We start from the raw sequence: 16,673 nt of genomic DNA on the forward strand, positions 1-16,673 counted from the left end.
CAGCCGGTTCCTGCGATTTTCGTCGCTCGAAATCATCAACCTTCCCAAGGACGTATGAACGTGGACTATGTTTCGACGCGGGGCGAGGCCCCTTCCCTCGGCTTCTCCGATGCGCTTCTGGCGGGCCTTGCCCGCGACGGCGGCCTCTATGTGCCGCGTGAATGGCCGACCTTCTCCAAGAAGGAGATCCGGGCGCTGCGCGGCAAGTCCTACGAGGAGATCGCCTTCACGGTGCTCTCGCCCTTCGTCGAGGGCGACATCCCGGCGGACAAGTTCCGCGCGATGATCGACGAGGCCTATGCGACCTTCCGCCATCCGGCGATCGCGCCGCTGGTGCAGACCGGGCCGAATTCCTTCGTCCTGGAGCTCTTCCACGGCACGACGCTCGCCTTCAAGGACGTGGCGATGCAGCTGCTCGCCCGGCTGATGGACCATGCGCTGGCGACCCGCGGCGAGCGCGCCACCATCGTCGGCGCCACCTCGGGCGATACCGGCGGGGCGGCGATCGACGCCTTTGCCGGCCGCGAGCGCACCGACATCTTCATCCTCTTCCCGGAAGGCAAGGTCTCGCCGGTGCAGCAGCGCCAGATGACGACCTCCAAGGAAAAGAACGTCCACGCCCTTGCCGTCAAGGGCAATTTCGACGACTGCCAGAACCTCGTGAAGGCGATGTTCAACGACACGAAGTTCCGCGACCGGATGAAGCTTTCGGGCGTCAACTCGATCAACTGGGCGCGCATCATGGCCCAGATCGTCTATTACTTCACCAGTGCCGTGGCGCTCGGCGGGCCGGACCGCAAGATCTCCTTCACCGTGCCGACCGGCAATTTCGGCGACATCTTCGCCGGCTATGCCGCCAAGCGCATGGGCCTGCCGATCGACAAGCTCGTCATCGCCACCAACGAGAACGACATCCTCGCCCGCACGCTGAAGACCGGCCGCTACGAGATGAAGGACGTCAAGGCCACCACCTCGCCCTCGATGGACATCCAGATCTCCTCGAACTTCGAACGCCTGCTGTTCGAGGCCTATGGCCGCGATGCCGGCGCCGTGCGCCGCGCGATGGAAAGCCTGAAGCAGTCGAACGCCTTCGAGATCGAGGATAGCGCGCTGAAGGTGATCCGCAAGAAGTTCCGTGCCGGCCGCGCCTCGGAAAAACAGGTCGCCAAGACCATCAAGGACACGCTCGCCGACACCGGCTACCTGCTCGACCCGCATTCGGCGATCGGCGTCTTCGTCGCCGCCAAGCACGAGAAGCCCGGTGCGCCGATGGTGACGCTCGCCACCGCCCATCCGGCGAAATTCCCCGCCGCAGTAAAATCGGCATGCGGTATTGACCCGGCGCTTCCGACGTGGCTTGCTGACCTCATGCAGCGGGAGGAGCGGTTCGACGTGCTGAGTGCGGAACTCGACGTCGTGGAAGCCTTCATCGGCGACCACTCGCGAATCCGGGGCTGAGCGGTTCCGGGAGCGGTTTGCGTTCGGGATTGTGTGGACACAGGGAGAGCATTTGCGGGTTTTGAAGGAGACGCGTAAATGTGGAACGCAGAAAGTGCGCATGATGAAAGTTGAGTGCACCCGGCTTGCGTCCGGGTTGACCGTGGTGACGGAAAACATGCCCCATCTCGAGAGCGTGGCTCTCGGCGTATGGATCAAGTCGGGGTCACGCAACGAAACCACGGACGAGCACGGCATCGCCCACCTTCTGGAACACATGGCCTTCAAGGGCACCGAGCGCCGCTCCGCCCGCCAGATCGCCGAGGAGATCGAGAATGTCGGCGGCGAGGTGAACGCCGCCACCTCGACGGAAACCACCTCCTACTATGCCCGCGTGCTGAAGGACCATGTCCCGCTCGCGGTCGACATCCTCGCCGACATCCTGACGCAATCCGTCTTCGACGAGGACGAGCTTCGCCGCGAGCAGCACGTCATCCTGCAGGAGATCGGCGCGGCGAACGACACGCCCGACGACGTGGTCTTCGACAAGTTCTCGGAGGTCGCCTATCGCGACCAGATCATCGGCCGCGCCATCCTCGGCACGCCGGAATCGGTGCTGTCCTTCTCGCCCGGCGAGATCCGCTCCTATCTCGACCGCAACTATACGACGGACCGCATGTTCGTCGTGGCCGCCGGCGCCGTCGACCATCAGGAATTCGTGCGCCAGGTCGAGGATCGCTTCTCCAGCCTGCCGACCGCCCCGAAGGTCTCCCCGGTCTTCGAGCCGGCCCGCTATACCGGCGGCGACATCCGGGAGACGCGTGACCTGATGGACGCGCAGGTGCTGCTCGGCTTCGAGGGCAAGGCCTATCACGCGCGCGACTTCTACTGTTCGCAGATCCTCGCCAACATCCTCGGCGGCGGCATGTCCTCCCGCCTCTTCCAGGAAGTGCGCGAGCACCGGGGCCTGTGTTATTCGATCTACGCCTTCCACTGGGGCTTTTCGGACACCGGCATCTTCGGCATCCACGCCGCGACCGGCGGCGAGAACCTGCCCGAGCTGATGCCCGTCATCTTCGACGAATTGAAGAAATCCTCCGAAACGATCGAGCAGCAGGAAATCGAGCGCGCCCGCGCGCAGATCCGCGCCCAGCTCCTGATGGGCCAGGAAAGCCCGGCCGCCCGCGCCGGCCAGATCGCCCGCCAGATGATGCTCTACGGCCGTCCGATCCCCAACGAGGAGCTGATGGAGCGCCTTGCTGGCATCACCATCGAGCGCCTGACGGACCTTGCCGGCCGCCTGTTCTTCGACACGGTGCCGACCATCTCCGCGATCGGCCCGCTGGAGCACCTGGTCCCGGCAGGGGACATCACGCGCTCGCTGTCGCGGCAGGCCCTTCCCGACCGCGCGGCGAGCTGAGGGGACATCTCCTCCAACCATTGCCGGAAAAAATCCGCCGACGCTGTCGGAACGAAAGCGGCGCGCCCGTCCTTGTCCTGAAACAGGAATGGGAGATGGACCATGGCCGACTTCGTCGTCACGACCTTCGACTGGGTGCCCAAGACGCCACGCGGCCTGGTGCGCGACCTGCGCGTGCGCTGGGCGCTGGAGGAGGCCGGATTGCCCTACCGCGTCGAGAGCGTGCCTTTCGGCGACCGCAAGGCCGGACACCTCGCGCACCAGCCCTTCGGCCAGGTGCCGTGGCTTGTCGACGGCAACATCTCGATCTTCGAGACCGGCGCGATCCTGCTCCATCTCGGCGAACGGAGCGCGGCCCTGATGCCCGCCGACCCGCGAGGACGGAGCGACACCATCGCATGGCTGTTCGCGGCGCTCAACTCCGTCGAGATGGCAAGCCTGCCCTGGGCCCTCCTGATGTTCGCGAACGTTCCCGCCGACACGCCGTCGCGCAAGCCGCTCGACGACTTCCTGAAGCTGCGGCTGCAGCGCATGGAGCCGGTCCTTTCGCAGCGGGACTGGCTGGCCGGGCCCTTCTCCGTGGCAGACATCGCCATGGCGGACGTGCTGCGCCTCGTCGACCGGTTCGACGGGCTGGCGGATCACCCGGCCTGCCGCACCTACATGACCCGCGCCACCGCCCGCCCGGCCTTCGCCAAGGCCCATGCCGACCAGATGGCGCATTTCGCCGCCGCGGACTGAAGGAGGACCCCATGCGGAAAGTCGCTGCAATGCTCGAGCGCGCCCAATGGGCGGAAAAACCGGATGTCTGGCAGGGCGAGTTCGAGGGCCGGGCCTTCGGCACCGATGTCTCCGTCATGTTCTACACGACGGACGAGATCGGCAACGGGCCGCCGCTCCACCGGCATCCCTATGACGAGATCTTCATCGTGCGCGAGGGCCGCGCGCTCTTCACGGTGGGCGACCGGCAGATTGAGGCGAACGCCGGGCAGATCGTCTTCGGACCGGCCAACGTGCCGCACACGTTCGTCAATCTCGGCCCCGGCCGGCTGGAGACGACCGACCTGCATGTGGCGCCGGCGTTTGCCCAGGAGAACCTCGAATAACGGGCGCCTGCGTCGCCATGCAATAAACGCATGCCTACGCTGCAAGCATATGCATTTTTTCCGGGCAAGGGATTGTTTATATCATGGGCAACACAAAGGAGTTGACCAATGAACATCTTCGCAAAGCTCAAGAAGAACGCCGCCGACCGCCGTGCCGTCCGTGAACTCAGCGCCCTCGACGACCGCGCCCTGCAGGACCTCGGCATCTCGCGCTCGAACATCCAGTCCGCCGTAAAGGGCCTTACGGTTTTCGGCTGAGCCATCCGGCAAGAGAGCATGGCGCCAGGGCCCGACGACAGGGCGCGCTTGACCAAAGCGCTGGAACCGGTCGTCCCGCCCTCACCGATGGTGAAGCGCCCATGGCTTTGAAGACGCAACCCGCCGCAAGGCGGGTTTTGTTTTTGGAAGGGTTTTCCGGCGGCCCGCCTCCTCCGGACCATTTGACGCCGGCGAGCCTCTCGGCATAGTCTTTCCCGACAAGGCACGCCACGGATCGGCGCGCGCGGAGGGCGAATGGCACGGTCGGTTTTTCGGTTTCTGTCCCGGCAGTCCGACACCGTGGAACTTGCCGACGATCGGCACCTCCTGCGCCTGCCCCGCTTCCAGGACTACCGGCAATGGTATCAGCTCCGCTCGGAAAGCCGCCGCTTCCTCGAGCCCTGGGAGCCGACCTGGCGCAACGACGAACTGACGGAAAGCGCCTTCCGCGCCCGCGTTCTCAGAAATGAACAGGAATTTTCCTCCGGCCAGGCCGTGCCGCTCTTCGTCTTCGCACGCGAGGAAAAGACGCTGCTCGGTGGGCTGACCATCGGCTATATCAGGCGCGGGGCCGCGCAATGCTGCATGATCGGCTACTGGATGGGCGAGCGCCATGCCGGCCAGGGCCACATGCATGGTGCCCTGAAACTGGTCATACCCTATATCTTTTCGAGCCTTCAGTTGCACCGTATCGAGGCAGCCTGTATTCCAGACAATCAGAGAAGCATCCGTCTCCTTGAAAAGGCCGGCTTTCGGCAGGAAGGCTACCTTCGGGAGTATCTGAAGATAAACGGGGAGTGGCGCGACCATCTGATGTTCTCGCTTCTGGCGGCCGACAGGCGGCCGTAGGCGACACCCGGGCGCGACAGGACTGGGCAGACCTAAGGACCATGCAGTTTCAATGAAGCCTTTATCCGTGCCGCAAACGCTGCATGCCAGCCGGTTGCTCGCCCTCATTCTCCTCGCCACGATGCTCTTCGCCGGCATGATGACGGGGCGTGCCTTCGCCGTCGAACCCGTCAAGATCTCCCGTGACGACACCGCCCTCGACCTCACCGCCACTACGGAGATCTATACGGGCCGGGGCGAGGCCTTCCAGGTCTCCACCGCGCCCGGCACGGACGGCATCGTGCGCCGCATCGAGGTGCGCGCCACCTCGCAGGACCACCAGGGCGACTGGGCCGTCTTCGCGCTCGCCAACGTTTCGGAAGAGCAGATCGACCGCCTGATCGTCGCCCCGCATTTCCGCCTCGTGCAATCGAAGCTCTTCTGGCCGGACCTCGGGGCAAAACGCATCCTCTCGATCACCCCGAGCGAAGGCTTTGCGCTCGACCGGCAGCCGAGCGACGAGGCGGACGTCTTCCGCATCACGCTCAACCCCGGCACGGTCGTCACCTTCGTCGCGGAACTGGCGACGCCCGACCTGCCGCAGATCTATCTCTGGGCGCCGGATTCCTACAAGGACACGGTCAACGCCTTCACGCTCTATCGTGGCATCGTGCTCGGCATCGCGGGCCTGCTCGCCGTCTTCCTCACCATCCTCTTCGTGGTGAAGGGCACCTCCATGCTGCCGGCGACGGCAGCGCTCGCCTGGGCGGTGCTCGGCTATATCTGCGTCGACTTCGGCTTCCTGTCGAAGCTCATCAGCATCACGGCGGGGGACGAGCGCATCTGGCGCGCCGGCACGGAGGTGTTCCTCGCCGCCGGCCTCGTCGTCTTCCTCTTCACCTATCTCAACCTCAACCGCTGGCATGCGCATCTCTCCTATGCGACGCTCGCCTGGATCCTCGGCCTCGGCCTGCTCTTCGGCGTCGCGATCTACGATCCGCCGATCGCCGCCGGCATCGCCCGCCTCTCCTTCGCCCTGACCGGCACGGTCGGCATCGTGCTCATCGCCTATCTCGGCTTCAACCGCTACGACCGTGCCATCCTTCTGGTGCCCGCCTGGGCGCTGATCCTCGTCTGGCTGTTCGGCGCGTGGCTGACGGTGACGGGCCAGCTCAACAACGACATCATCCAGCCGGCGCTCGGCGGCGGCCTCGTGCTGATCGTGCTCCTCATCGGCTTCACGGTGATGCAGCACGCCTTTGCCGGCGGCGCCTATAGCCAGGGCCTGTTCTCCGATCTCGAGCGCCAGTCGCTCGCGCTGACCGGCTCCGGCGATACCGTCTGGGACTGGGACGTGGCCCGCGACCGCGTCGTCACCATTCCCGATATCTCCATCCAGCTCGGCCTTGCGCCCGGCGTCATGCACGGGCCGGCGCGCAACTGGCTGCCGCGCCTCCACCCGGACGACCGCGACCGTTTCCGCGCGACGCTGGATGTCTTGCTGGAACACCGCAAGGGCCGGCTCAACCATCAGTTCCGCGTGCGCGCCGAGGACGGCCACTACCATTGGCTCTCGATTCGCGCCCGACCGGTGCTCGGCGCCAATGGCGAGATCATCCGCTGCGTCGGCACGATCATCGACATCACCGAGCAGAGGAATTCCGTCGACCGGCTGCTGCAGGACGCCCTGCACGACAACCTGACGGGCCTGCCGAACCGCCAGGTCTTCCTCGACCGTCTCCAGTCGATCCTCGCGCTGACGGCAAGTTCCGACAATGTGCGCCCGACGGTGCTCACCATCGACATCGACCGCTACAAGCAGGTCAACGATGCGCTCGGCATTGCCGCCGGCGACAACATCCTCATCGCGCTGACCCGGCGCCTGCGCCGCCTGCTGAAGCCGCAGGACACGCTGGCGCGGCTGGCCGGCGACCAGTTCGGCCTGATCCTGATGTCCGAGCGCGATCCGGCCAAGGTAGCGGATTTCGCCGACGCCGTCAGCAAGGCGATCATGGTGCCGATCAATTTCGGCGGCCGCGAGATCATCCTGACGGCCTCGATCGGCCTCGTCTCCTGGGTCGACCAGCAGGAGGACGCGCCGGGCCTGCTCAACGATGCGGAACTGGCCATGTACCGGGCCAAGAAGGGCGGCGGCAACCGCGTAGAGCCCTTCCGCCCCGCCTTCCGCACCTTCGGCGCGGACCGCCTGCAGATCGAGACGGACCTGCGCCGCGCCATCGAGCGCAAGGAGCTCTCGCTCGTCTACCAGCCGATCGTGCGCCTTTCCGATGCCGAGATTGCCGGCTTCGAGGCGCTGATGCGCTGGGATCACCCCAAGCGCGGCAACATCTCGCCGACGGAATTCATCCCGATCGCGGAAAGCTCCGACCTCATCAACCAGCTCGGCCTCTTCGCCCTCGACAAGGCGGCGAGCGACCTGATGGACTGGCAGCTCCAGACCGGCGACCTGCCCGTCTTCGTCTCGGTGAACCTGTCCAGCGCCCAGCTGCTCAACAACGAGCTCTACAACGATGTGCGCGCCGCGCTCGCCAAGACGCATTGCGAGCCGCAGAAGCTGAAACTGGAGCTCACCGAATCCGTCGTGATGGAGAACCCCGAACAGGCCCGCCTGATCCTCACCAAGCTGAAGGATGTCGGCCTTGGCCTGGCGCTCGACGATTTCGGCACGGGCCATTCCTCGCTCTCCTACCTCACCCGCTTTCCCTTCGACACGATCAAGATCGACAAGGCGCTGGTGCGCGACGGCTCCGACAAGCGCACCGTGCTCCTGCGCTCGGTCATCTCCATGGCACGGGAGCTCGAAATGCAGGTGGTCGCCGAAGGGATCGAGTCGGAGGAGGAAGCGATCGAGCTCGGCAATATGGGCTGCGAGTTCGGCCAGAGCTATCTCTTCGGCCCGCCGATCGGCTACGATTCCGTGCTGCGGCTGCTGAAGGAACGCTTTCCGCTGATGAAGCGGGCCTAGGGTCTTACGCCGCGCGAAGAACGCGAAGCACGGCCTCGGGCTCCTGCTCCATGACGCGTAGCAGCGTGCGGGCGGCGCCGCTCGGCTGCCGCTGCCCCTGCTCCCATTTCCTGTAACCGGAAACGCTCGTGCCGAGGAAACGCGCCATCTGTTCCTGAGTCAGGTTGAGATGGGTACGAATCGCTTTCGGATCGATGCGGTCCGCATCGACGACATGGACATGCGTGTCTTTGATAGGCGCACCTGACGCATGGGCGAGTGCCTCGGCCATCGCCTCGGCCAGTTCGCTGCCAAATGCAGTTTTCTTCGCCATCTCACTTGCTCCTCTGATGCTGCTTGATCGCCTTGGCGATGGCCGCAACGGTCTTCTTTTCGACGGGCGAAAGATCGGTGCGGACATTCTTGGCGTAGACAAGCAGCGCGTAGATTGGCGCCTCTTCACTGTACCAGTAGTAGATCACCCGCGCTCCACCGCGCTTGCCCTTGCCGCCCGCCGCAAAGCGCAGCTTACGCACGCCGCCCGTGCCCGGGATTTCATCACCGAGCAGAGGATAGGCGGCAAGATAATCGATGAGCGCTGCGCGTTCCTCGGGCGAAAAGATCGCTTCCGCCTGCCGGATGAACGTAGGAAGCTCAACGACCGTCTGCATGCCTCAATATAACCCATTGGGCTATACTGGCAAGCCTATCCCGCTGACCGGCGCACCAGTCCGTTGATGAAATCCAGCTTCTCCACGACCGGCGGCGGCAGGACGAAGGGGTAGCTGTCGGGCTGGCCCATCGAGCGCTGGATGGCGTTCATCGCCACGCTGAGCGGGATCCAAGCCTCGACGAGGCGGCCGGCATCGGGGGCGCGGTAGGGGTCGAAGGTGACCTCGGCCTCCAGCTCCTCGTGGCCCTTCGGATCGGTATTGAGGCCGAAGGCGCGGGCGGTTTCCAGCGTGTCGACGATGTGGAAGAAGTGCGCCCAGCACTCGGCGAAATCCTCGGCCGGATGGCAGCTGGCATAGGTGCTGATGAAGTGCTGCTGCCAGTCGGCGGGCGGGCCTTGCTCGTAATTGTGCTGGAGGGCGGCGGCATAGTCCGCGCGCTCGTCGCCGAAGAGGCGGCGGGCCTCCTCCAGCGTCGCCTCGTCGCGGATGAGCTGGGTCCAGTAGAAATGGCCGATCTCGTGGCGGAAATGGCCGAGCAGCGTGCGGTAGGGTTCGTCCATCGAGACACGCACGCCCTCGCGCACCTCGTCGTCCGCCTCGGCGGCGCGCAGGCTGACGAGGCCGTCCTCGTGGCCGGTCATGGCGGCCTGGACGACATTGCCGTCCGCATCCAGTTCGTCGGCCAGGAAATCGAAGACGAGGCCGCCGGCCGGGTCCTCCTCGCGGGTCGGGCGCGGCAGCTTCCAGCGCAGGATCGAATAGAAGAGATGGCGCTGGGCCGCGCCGATGCGCCGCCAGCGCTCCAGCCCCTTCGGATCCGTGGTGGGCACGATGCGATTGTGCCGGCAGGCCTCGCAGAAGGCGTGCGGGCTGTCGGCCGGCAGCAGCCAGTTGCAGACGTCGTGCGCGGCATTGTCGCAGAAACGATAGACGCCCTCGCGCGGGGCGATCCTCCACAGCCCCTCGCCTTCCGGCACCAGGGCATGCAACGTCATGTCTTCGGCAAGAAAACCGAGTGTGGAGCCGCAACGCACACAGACGCGATTGTCGAAATGGGTGGTCTGGCCGCATGTGCCGCAGGTGAAGAGTTTCATGATGCCCCCCGATCGGCGATGGTGCTTTCGATAAAATACCCGCATCGGCATTGGCGATACGGGTATCTCGACTTCGCAATGGCGGGATGACACGGCGTGCCGCCCCGCATCATCGATCAGAGGCGATCGACGGCGCCCTTGACGGCATCCTTGGCCTTGCCGACCGCCTTCTGGGTCTTGCCCTTGGCTTCCTGGGCGGCGCCCTCGGCGCGCAGCTTCGGGCTGTCGGCCGCCTTGCCCGCTGCCTGCTTGGCCTTGCCGGCCAGTTCGTTCGCCGTGCCCTTGATCTTGTCGCTCGTGCTACCCACCATCGTACTCCTTGTTAGAGGCGCAGTTGTTGACTGCGGCAGATAAACGGCGTGCGCTGCAACAAGTTCCGGCGGCATCGGGGAAAATTTGCCGCGCCGCTCAGGCGTGGCCGGCCTCGGCGGAGAGCATGGCGGGCGTGATGCCCATCAGGCCGAGCGCACGCTCGTACTTGCTGTCGAGGTCGGTGTCGAAGATCAGCTCCTCCTGCGCGGGGCAGGACAGCCAGCCGTTGGCGCCGATCTCGTTCTCGATCTGCCCCGCTCCCCAGCCGGCATAGCCGAGCATCATCAGGCCCTTCTCCGGCCCGCGGCCGCGGGAAATGGCGCGCACGATGTCGAGCGTCGCCGTGAGGCAGATATCGTCGCTGACGGGAATGGAGGATTCGGACATGTAGTCGTCCGAATGCAGGACGAAACCGCGCCCGCTCTCCACCGGCCCGCCGCAGCGGATGGGGAAATCCAGCGTCGCGCCCGGCAGGCGGATCACCTCGTCCTCGCCGACGAGATCGAGATGCAGCAGCACGTCGGAGAAGCTCAGCTGCTGCGGGCGGTTGATGACGAAGCCCATGGCCCCGTCTTCCGAATGGGCGCAGATATAGACGACGGTCCGGGCAAAATTGGCATCGGCCATGCCCGGCATGGCGATCAGGAACTGACCGTCAAGGAAGCCGCGTTCTCGCCTGTTTTTCAGAACCGACATAGCCATAGTGCAAGTAGCCTATCAATTCGCCGCCAAATGAAAAGCGTTCTTTTCGCCGGCGCGACGTGCCAGCCTATAGAAAGGTATGGTGTGCCGCCGGACGATCAAGCTTTTATGATCGGCCCGTGCGTTTTTGTTGCTGGAAAGCACACGGCCCCGGCGCTAGATGTTGACGCATGAAACGCCTGCAAACCGCTGCAATCGCGCTGCTTTTCCTTCCCGCCGCCGCCACGGCGGCAACCTCCTCCTGGGTGGAGACGCCGGGCGGCGACGTGCGCCTCGTGGTGCTTCCGGCGGGCGCCGACGGCGCGGCGCGCGCCATGCTGGACATCCGCCTGCACGAGGGCTGGAAGACCTATTGGCGCGATCCCGGCGGCAGCGGCATTCCGCCGTCGATCACCGTCTCCGGTGCGACGCTGACCTCGATCGGCTTTCCGGCGCCGCGCCGGCTTGGCGATGATACCAACCACTATATCGGCTACGACGCGCCGGTGCGCCTGCCGATGAAACTCGGCGGGGCGGTGGGCGGCACGGTGACTGCCACCGTCTTCCTCGGCGTGTGCAAGGATATCTGTATTCCCGTGCAGGCGGACCTGACGGTGGAGACGGGCGGCGAAGGCTTCACCAACCCGCTGGAGGAGACCGCGGTCGCCGCGGCCGAGGCGACGCTTCCCGGCACGGCGGGCGATGGCTTCCGCCCGCTCGGCGGCCAGTGGTCGGCGGATGGCAAGACGATCTCCGTGCGCTTCGAGGCACCGGCGGACGGAGACCACGCGGACGTCTTCCTCTCCGGCGCCCCGTTCGAATTCGGCGCGGCCGGCCCCGTGCGGCGGGAGGGCGACGCCTTCGTCTCCGACGTGCCGGTGCTGCACCGGCCGAAGGTGTTCGACCTTGCGAAGAACCCCATCCGGCTGACCCTCCGGGCCGGCGAGAAGACGATGGAAGGCCCGCTCGCGGTGAAGTGAGCCGCCTGCCTCTTCAGGCGGAAAACCGCTTCGCACTTTGGCCGGCGCTGCTTATAGTGCCGCCGGCGGGCCCTTCCGGCCCCGCGCCATCCCATACCAGACAGGAGAGACGCCGTGACCATTTCCGTTGGAGACAAGCTGCCCGACCTCACGCTCAAGGAACGCACGCCGGACGGTCCCGCCGATATCTCGACCGCGGACCTTTTCGCGGGCAAGCGCGTCGTGCTCTTCGCCGTGCCGGGCGCCTTCACGCCGACCTGCTCGCTGAACCATCTTCCGGGCTATCTCGAGAACCGCGACGCAATCCTCGCCAAGGGCGTGGACGACATCGCCGTCGTCGCGGTCAACGACCACCATGTGATGGGCGCCTGGGCGACCTCCACGGGCGGCGCCGGCAAGCTGCGCTTCCTCGCCGACTGGGACGCCGCCTTCACCAAGGCGCTCGGCCTGGATATCGACCTTTCCGCCGGCACGCTCGGCGTGCGCTCCAAGCGCTATTCCATGCTCGTCGAGGACGGCGTGGTGAAGGCGCTGAACATCGAGGAAAGCCCCGGCCAGGCGACGGTCTCGGGCGCCGCCGCGATGATCGAGCAGCTTTGAGGAGGAATTAGGCAGTAGGCAGTAGAGAAGAAGATAGCCGGTTCCCCTAATTCCTACTGCCTAACTCCTAATGCCTTTGAACGGCGCCATGCCCTGGCGCGCCAGTTCGTCGGCGCGTTCGTTCTCCGGGTGGCCGGCGTGGCCCTTGACCCAGTGCCATTCCACCTTGTGGCGCGCCCGCGCCTCGTCGAGCGCCTGCCAGAGGTCGCCGTTCTTCACCGGCTTCTTGTCGGCGGTCTTCCAGCCGTTCTTCTTCCAGCCGAAGATCCATTTCGAAATGCCGTCCATGACGTATTTCGAGTCCGTATAGAGATCGACCTCGCACGGGCTCTTCAGCGCGCCGAGCGCGGCGACGGCGGCGGAAAGCTCCATGCGGTTGTTGGTGGTCAGTGCCTCGCCGCCGAGCATTTCCTTCTCGACCTCGCCGTAGCGCAGCACCGCGCCCCAGCCGCCGGGACCGGGATTGCCCGAGCAGGCGCCGTCCGTGAAGATATCGACATGCTTCATCGCGACAGACCGTATTCCGCGGGGTTGCGGATCTGGCGGTGGAAGCGCAGCTTGCGCAGATATTCCAGCGGGTCCTTCTTGACGACCAGCGCGCCCGGCGGCGTCGTCAGCCAGTCGTAGAGCCGCGTCAGGAAGAAGCGCAGGGCCGAGCCGCGCGCGAGAAGCGGCAGGGCCACCGCCTCCTCCGGCGAAAGCGGGCGAACGCTCTCGTAGCCTTCCAGCAGCGCCATGCCCTTGGTCAGGTTGAACGCGCCGTCCTTCTCGAAGCACCAGGCATTGAGGCAGATGGAAACGTCGTAGGAGAGCAGGTCGTTGCAGGCGAAGTAGAAGTCGATGAGACCCGACAGCGTGTCGCCGATGAAGAAGACATTGTCCTGGAAGAGATCGGCATGGATGACGCCCGACGGCAGGTCCTTCGGCCAGTTCGCCTCAAGGAAGGCGAGTTCGCCGGCGATCTCGTCCTGCAGGCCCGCCTCCACCTCATCGGCGCGGTCCGCGGACTTTTCCCACAGCGGTCGCCAGCCGCCGACGGAGAGCGCATTCGCGCGGGTGAGCTCGAAGCCTTCGCCGGCCAGATGCATTTCGGCCAGCGCCCGGCCCACCTCGCGGCAATGTTTCGCCGCGGGCTTCCTCAGCCACATGCCTTCCAGGAAGGAGATCATCGCGGCGGGGCGGCCCGAGAGTTCGCCGAGCAGCGCGCCGTCACTGCGCGGCAGCGGCAACGGGCAGGACAGGCCACGTTCGGCGAGATGGTGCATCAGGCCCAGGAAGAACGGCAGGTCGTTCGGATCGACGCGCTTTTCGTAGAGCGTCAGGATGAAGGCGCCCTTGGTGGTGTGCAGCAGGAAGTTGGAATTCTCCACGCCCTCGGCGATGCCCTTGTAGGAGAGCAGCGTGCCCGCGTCATAGGCGGTGAGGAAACGGGACAGATCGTCTTCGGTGATATCGGTGTAGACGGCCAAGTGAACTACCTAGGAAATGGCTGATAGCTGACAACAGGTCAGATGATTCTTAATCAGGATGAATGCGGCGAGGATTGCAAGGGAGCAAACCAGCACCAGGACGGAAAAGCCCAGCTGTCTACGTTTCGCGGCGTATTCCGGACCGTCGAACATCCGCGCAGCCCCTTCGGAATCAGACGAACTGCCTGCCGGATTTCCAAGTCCCGATCCGAAGCTCATTATCGATCGCAGCATGAAGAAAAAGCTCGCGATCCCGCAGATGATGGCAAGCAGCAGAATCCCGCTCAGCGCATATTGGAGAAGCAGCGTGGTCGCTGCATCCCCCGTCACCGGCTACTCCCCATTGACAAAGGCCATGTCGGCGGGGGTGAGTTCGATGGCGCGAAGCTCGCGGTTGACGAGGAAGTGCTCGTTCTCCTCGACGGTATCGGCAAGCTCCACGACAGCATTGTAGCGCGCGCGAAAAGCCTCGATGATCTCGTTGACGATGACCTCCGGCGCCGATGCGCCGGCCGAGAGGCCGACGGTGCGAATGTCGCCGATGGTCTCCCAGTCGATCTCGGCGGCGCGCTGGACGAGCACGGATTTCGTCGCCCCGGCCCTCAGCGCCACTTCGACGAGGCGCTTGGAATTGGACGAGTTCGGCGCGCCGACGATGAGGAAGAGGTCGCAGCCGGGCGCGGCCTGCTTGACCGCCTCCTGCCGGTTGGTGGTGGCGTAGCAGATCGAATCGGCGGCCGGGGCCGTGAGGTTCGGGAAACGCTCGTGCAGGCGCTTGATGACGCCGGCCGTATCGTCCACCGACAGTGTCGTCTGAGTGACGAAGCCAAGATTGTCCGGATCCGGCGGCACGTATCTGTCGGCGTCCTCGACGGTCTCGACCAGCGAGACGGAGCCCTCCGGCAGCTGGCCCATCGTGCCGATCACCTCGGGGTGCCCGGCATGGCCGATCAGCACGACATGGCGGCCGAGGCGCTGGTGGCGCATCGCCTGCTTGTGCACCTTGGAAACCAGCGGGCAGGTCGCGTCGAGATAGAAGAGGTTACGCGCCTCGGCATCCGCCGGCACCGATTTCGGCACGCCGTGCGCGGAAAAGACGACGGGCTGCTGGCGGTGCTCTTCCGGGATCTCGTCGAGCTCCTCGACGAAGATCGCCCCCTTGGCCTCCAGGCCCTCCACGACATAGCGGTTGTGCACGATCTCGTGGCGCACATAGACCGGCGCGCCATAGGCCTTCAGCGCCAGGACGACGATCTGGATGGCGCGGTCGACGCCGGCGCAGAAGCCGCGCGGGCCACACAGCCTGATGGTCAAGTCCGGTCGGGTATCAATCATGCTTCTCTTGTATCCGGCAATGGTCGGGCCTTGCGCCCCATATAGGCCGGCAAGCGGCGCCGCGCCAAGAAAAAACAGCTTGGTCGCGCGCTTTCAGGCCGCCTTGCGCCGCAGCACGGCGAAGAGGCCGACGCCGACCAGCGCGGCCGCGAGGCCATACCAGGTGACGGCATATTGCAGGTGGTTGTTCGGCAGGTCGAACTGGGTGACGGCGCCGATCGGCAGGCCCTTGGGGTTCGGCGCATCGCCCGCATCGACGAAGAAGGGCACGAGCCTGTCGGCCGGAATGCCGGTGCTCGACGCCATCGCGTCGAGGTCCTTCCAATAGAAGATGTTCTTCTGCAGGTCGTTGTCGGGCACGATGGAGGACGGCTTTTCGGCAAGGCGGGCGCGGGCAAGGCCCACCACGGTCTGCCCGCCGGTGAGTTGGCCCTGCTTGCGCATTTCCGGCTCCTTCGCCTCGAAGGGCACGAAACCGCGGTTGACGAAGAGGAAGCGGCCGTCGGCGAGCTGGAGCGGCGTATAGACGTGATAGCCGGTCTGGCCGTGCCAGGTGGCGAAGAAGTGCCGCTCCCTGTTGTTGGCGAAGGTGCCGGAAACCGTGACGGGACGGTATTCGATATCCTCGCCCCGCGTCGCCATCGCCTCGATATCGGCGAGCGCCGCCGGCGCGGCGATGCGGCGCGCGGCCATGTCTGCGAGAAGCTGTTCCTTCCAGTAGAGGCGCTGGACCTGCCAGGTGCCGAGCGACAGGAGGATGGCGAGGGCGATGACGAAGGCGGTTCCCGTGAGGATCGCCTTGCCCTTGCCCTTGCGCGGCATGGCACCGGCGGGGACCTCAGCCACGGTCGATCTCGCCCGGCCGCGCATTGTTGCGGTATTGCAGGGCGATCAGCAGGCCCTTGAGGATGCGCGTCAGCCCGAGGCCGAGGACGATGACGAGCGGGATCCACAAGAGGAAATGCACCCAGAGCGGCGGGTTGACGTTCACCTCCATCCACAGCGCCGCGCCGACGACGATGAAGCCGACGATAAGCAGCACGAAGACGACCGGGCCATCGCCCGAATCGGCGAAGGAATAGTCGAGCCCGCAGTTCGCGCAGGCCGGCTTCACCTTGAGCAGGCCGTCGAACAGCTTGCCCTGGCCGCAGCGCGGGCAGCAGCCGCGCACGCCGGCGCTGAAGGGGTCGACGGGGGGATAGAGTGCCTTGTCCTCGTCCATGGTCTTGTCCGTGTGTTCACGCCCGGGCGGGCGACCGCGGGCTCATGCTTCGGGCGGCAAGGCCCTCACCTGCCTGCCGGCATCCTCTCCCCGCAAGCGGGGCGAGGAGCGATGGATGCGCCTTCTGCCCCTTCGCCCCGCTTGCGGGGAGAAAGTCCAGGCAGGGGATGAGGGGCCAAGCCGGCGCATACATCCCTATACCGCCCTGCCCTTGCCCCGTCCAATCGAAAGGCCGCGACAAACGGCCCCGAAACGGAAAACGGCCGCATCGCTGCGGCCGTTTCGACAAATC

The 16,673-nt window shown here is 65.5% G+C and carries 20 protein-coding genes; 9 read left to right on the top strand and 11 right to left on the bottom strand.

All coding sequences use genetic code 11. The features are described 5' to 3' along the window. The first annotated feature begins 54 nt into the window (after positions 1–54). The 7 genes from thrC (at position 55) to MUU56_RS13355 (ending at position 8,035) form a co-directional block, all read left to right on the top strand. Positions 55–1,458: a threonine synthase gene (gene thrC, locus MUU56_RS13325; RefSeq protein ID WP_244767780.1), complete on the top strand. Its 1,404-nt coding sequence runs from the start codon at positions 55–57 to the stop codon at positions 1,456–1,458. Positions 1,459–1,558: 100 nt separating this feature from the next. Beyond that, the gene (locus tag MUU56_RS13330) at positions 1,559–2,857 is read left to right on the top strand and encodes a M16 family metallopeptidase (RefSeq protein ID WP_244767781.1); all 1,299 of its coding nucleotides are present in this window, start codon (positions 1,559–1,561) and stop codon (positions 2,855–2,857) included. Between the two features lie 102 nt (positions 2,858–2,959). Beyond that, on the top strand, positions 2,960–3,598 hold the full coding sequence (locus tag MUU56_RS13335; protein WP_244767782.1) for a glutathione S-transferase family protein: 639 nt from the start codon (positions 2,960–2,962) through the stop codon (positions 3,596–3,598). An 11-nt stretch (positions 3,599–3,609) separates the two neighbouring features. Beyond that, positions 3,610–3,963 carry a cupin domain-containing protein gene (locus tag MUU56_RS13340; protein WP_244767783.1) on the top strand — a complete coding sequence of 118 codons (354 nt, stop codon included), beginning with the start codon at positions 3,610–3,612 and terminating at the stop codon, positions 3,961–3,963. A 108-nt stretch (positions 3,964–4,071) separates the two neighbouring features. Further along, a complete protein-coding gene (locus tag MUU56_RS13345; RefSeq protein ID WP_064496052.1) occupies positions 4,072–4,221 on the top strand; it encodes a DUF1127 domain-containing protein in 150 nt (49 codons plus the stop codon). A gap of 255 nt (positions 4,222–4,476) precedes the next feature. Next, complete coding sequence (locus MUU56_RS13350; protein ID WP_244767784.1) at positions 4,477–5,070, top strand: GNAT family N-acetyltransferase; 594 nt, start codon at positions 4,477–4,479, stop codon at positions 5,068–5,070. 121 nt (positions 5,071–5,191) lie between these two features. Further along, on the top strand, positions 5,192–8,035 hold the full coding sequence (locus MUU56_RS13355) for an EAL domain-containing protein (RefSeq protein ID WP_244768107.1): 2,844 nt from the start codon (positions 5,192–5,194) through the stop codon (positions 8,033–8,035). Positions 8,036–8,039: 4 nt separating this feature from the next. On the opposite strand, the gene MUU56_RS13360 is transcribed toward MUU56_RS13355, so the two are convergent. The 5 genes from MUU56_RS13360 to MUU56_RS13380 form a co-directional block, all read right to left on the bottom strand. Further along, positions 8,040–8,348 carry a helix-turn-helix domain-containing protein gene (locus tag MUU56_RS13360; RefSeq protein WP_244767785.1) on the bottom strand — a complete coding sequence of 103 codons (309 nt, stop codon included), beginning with the start codon at positions 8,346–8,348 and terminating at the stop codon, positions 8,040–8,042. A gap of 1 nt (position 8,349) precedes the next feature. Further along, positions 8,350–8,685: a type II toxin-antitoxin system RelE/ParE family toxin gene (locus tag MUU56_RS13365; protein WP_244767786.1), complete on the bottom strand. Its 336-nt coding sequence runs from the start codon at positions 8,683–8,685 to the stop codon at positions 8,350–8,352. Positions 8,686–8,720: 35 nt separating this feature from the next. Then, complete coding sequence (locus MUU56_RS13370; protein WP_244767787.1) at positions 8,721–9,782, bottom strand: zinc-binding metallopeptidase family protein; 1,062 nt, start codon at positions 9,780–9,782, stop codon at positions 8,721–8,723. A 116-nt stretch (positions 9,783–9,898) separates the two neighbouring features. Then, positions 9,899–10,090, bottom strand: coding sequence for a CsbD family protein (locus tag MUU56_RS13375; protein ID WP_244767788.1), 192 nt, complete (start codon positions 10,088–10,090; stop codon positions 9,899–9,901). 100 nt (positions 10,091–10,190) lie between these two features. Next, entirely contained in the window at positions 10,191–10,796 is a 606-nt protein-coding gene (locus MUU56_RS13380) for a YqgE/AlgH family protein (RefSeq protein ID WP_244767789.1), read from the bottom strand. Positions 10,797–10,966: 170 nt separating this feature from the next. Here MUU56_RS13380 and MUU56_RS13385 point away from each other — a divergent pair, with 170 nt between their 5' ends. Both MUU56_RS13385 and MUU56_RS13390 read left to right on the top strand, forming a co-directional pair. Next, positions 10,967–11,755 carry a protein-disulfide reductase DsbD domain-containing protein gene (locus MUU56_RS13385; protein WP_244767790.1) on the top strand — a complete coding sequence of 263 codons (789 nt, stop codon included), beginning with the start codon at positions 10,967–10,969 and terminating at the stop codon, positions 11,753–11,755. 114 nt (positions 11,756–11,869) lie between these two features. Next, positions 11,870–12,355 (top strand): peroxiredoxin, encoded by a 486-nt coding sequence (locus MUU56_RS13390; protein WP_064329310.1) that lies wholly within the window; start codon positions 11,870–11,872, stop codon positions 12,353–12,355. Between the two features lie 60 nt (positions 12,356–12,415). On the opposite strand, the gene rnhA is transcribed toward MUU56_RS13390, so the two are convergent. From rnhA to MUU56_RS13420, 6 genes are all read right to left on the bottom strand, one after another. Beyond that, on the bottom strand, positions 12,416–12,862 hold the full coding sequence (rnhA, locus tag MUU56_RS13395; protein ID WP_244767791.1) for a ribonuclease HI: 447 nt from the start codon (positions 12,860–12,862) through the stop codon (positions 12,416–12,418). Continuing rightward, positions 12,859–13,824: a homoserine kinase gene (locus MUU56_RS13400; protein ID WP_244767792.1), complete on the bottom strand. Its 966-nt coding sequence runs from the start codon at positions 13,822–13,824 to the stop codon at positions 12,859–12,861. Before MUU56_RS13400 ends, rnhA begins: the two co-directional genes overlap by 4 nt. A 9-nt stretch (positions 13,825–13,833) precedes the next feature. Beyond that, positions 13,834–14,154 (bottom strand): hypothetical protein, encoded by a 321-nt coding sequence (locus tag MUU56_RS13405; protein ID WP_244767793.1) that lies wholly within the window; start codon positions 14,152–14,154, stop codon positions 13,834–13,836. Between the two features lie 3 nt (positions 14,155–14,157). Further along, positions 14,158–15,159 (bottom strand): 4-hydroxy-3-methylbut-2-enyl diphosphate reductase, encoded by a 1,002-nt coding sequence (gene ispH, locus MUU56_RS13410; protein WP_064329307.1) that lies wholly within the window; start codon positions 15,157–15,159, stop codon positions 14,158–14,160. Between the two features lie 93 nt (positions 15,160–15,252). Continuing rightward, the gene (locus MUU56_RS13415) at positions 15,253–15,981 is read right to left on the bottom strand and encodes an SURF1 family protein (RefSeq protein ID WP_244768108.1); all 729 of its coding nucleotides are present in this window, start codon (positions 15,979–15,981) and stop codon (positions 15,253–15,255) included. Positions 15,982–15,997: 16 nt separating this feature from the next. Further along, positions 15,998–16,381 (bottom strand): DUF983 domain-containing protein, encoded by a 384-nt coding sequence (locus MUU56_RS13420; RefSeq protein ID WP_244767794.1) that lies wholly within the window; start codon positions 16,379–16,381, stop codon positions 15,998–16,000. Between the last annotated feature and the right edge of the window lie 292 nt (positions 16,382–16,673).

The sequence above is a fragment of the Shinella yambaruensis genome, from assembly GCF_022899355.1.
GTDB lineage: Bacteria > Pseudomonadota > Alphaproteobacteria > Rhizobiales > Rhizobiaceae > Shinella > Shinella yambaruensis.

What these genes read in the sequence shown, in the direction of transcription:
- MUU56_RS13335 (WP_244767782.1), top strand. Translation starts at nt 2,960, where the DNA reads ATGGCCGACTTCGTCGTCACGACCTTCGACTGGGTGCCCAAGACGCCA.
- MUU56_RS13385 (WP_244767790.1), top strand. Translation starts at nt 10,967, where the DNA reads ATGAAACGCCTGCAAACCGCTGCAATCGCGCTGCTTTTCCTTCCCGCC.
- ispH (WP_064329307.1), bottom strand. Translation starts at nt 15,159, where the DNA reads ATGATTGATACCCGACCGGACTTGACCATCAGGCTGTGTGGCCCGCGC.
- thrC (WP_244767780.1), top strand. Translation starts at nt 55, where the DNA reads ATGAACGTGGACTATGTTTCGACGCGGGGCGAGGCCCCTTCCCTCGGC.
- MUU56_RS13330 (WP_244767781.1), top strand. Translation starts at nt 1,559, where the DNA reads ATGATGAAAGTTGAGTGCACCCGGCTTGCGTCCGGGTTGACCGTGGTG.
- MUU56_RS13345 (WP_064496052.1), top strand. Translation starts at nt 4,072, where the DNA reads ATGAACATCTTCGCAAAGCTCAAGAAGAACGCCGCCGACCGCCGTGCC.
- MUU56_RS13350 (WP_244767784.1), top strand. Translation starts at nt 4,477, where the DNA reads ATGGCACGGTCGGTTTTTCGGTTTCTGTCCCGGCAGTCCGACACCGTG.
- rnhA (WP_244767791.1), bottom strand. Translation starts at nt 12,862, where the DNA reads ATGAAGCATGTCGATATCTTCACGGACGGCGCCTGCTCGGGCAATCCC.
- MUU56_RS13420 (WP_244767794.1), bottom strand. Translation starts at nt 16,381, where the DNA reads ATGGACGAGGACAAGGCACTCTATCCCCCCGTCGACCCCTTCAGCGCC.
- MUU56_RS13360 (WP_244767785.1), bottom strand. Translation starts at nt 8,348, where the DNA reads ATGGCGAAGAAAACTGCATTTGGCAGCGAACTGGCCGAGGCGATGGCC.
- MUU56_RS13365 (WP_244767786.1), bottom strand. Translation starts at nt 8,685, where the DNA reads ATGCAGACGGTCGTTGAGCTTCCTACGTTCATCCGGCAGGCGGAAGCG.
- MUU56_RS13380 (WP_244767789.1), bottom strand. Translation starts at nt 10,796, where the DNA reads ATGGCTATGTCGGTTCTGAAAAACAGGCGAGAACGCGGCTTCCTTGAC.
- MUU56_RS13340 (WP_244767783.1), top strand. Translation starts at nt 3,610, where the DNA reads ATGCGGAAAGTCGCTGCAATGCTCGAGCGCGCCCAATGGGCGGAAAAA.
- MUU56_RS13415 (WP_244768108.1), bottom strand. Translation starts at nt 15,981, where the DNA reads ATGCCGCGCAAGGGCAAGGGCAAGGCGATCCTCACGGGAACCGCCTTC.
- MUU56_RS13355 (WP_244768107.1), top strand. Translation starts at nt 5,192, where the DNA reads ATGCTCTTCGCCGGCATGATGACGGGGCGTGCCTTCGCCGTCGAACCC.
- MUU56_RS13370 (WP_244767787.1), bottom strand. Translation starts at nt 9,782, where the DNA reads ATGAAACTCTTCACCTGCGGCACATGCGGCCAGACCACCCATTTCGAC.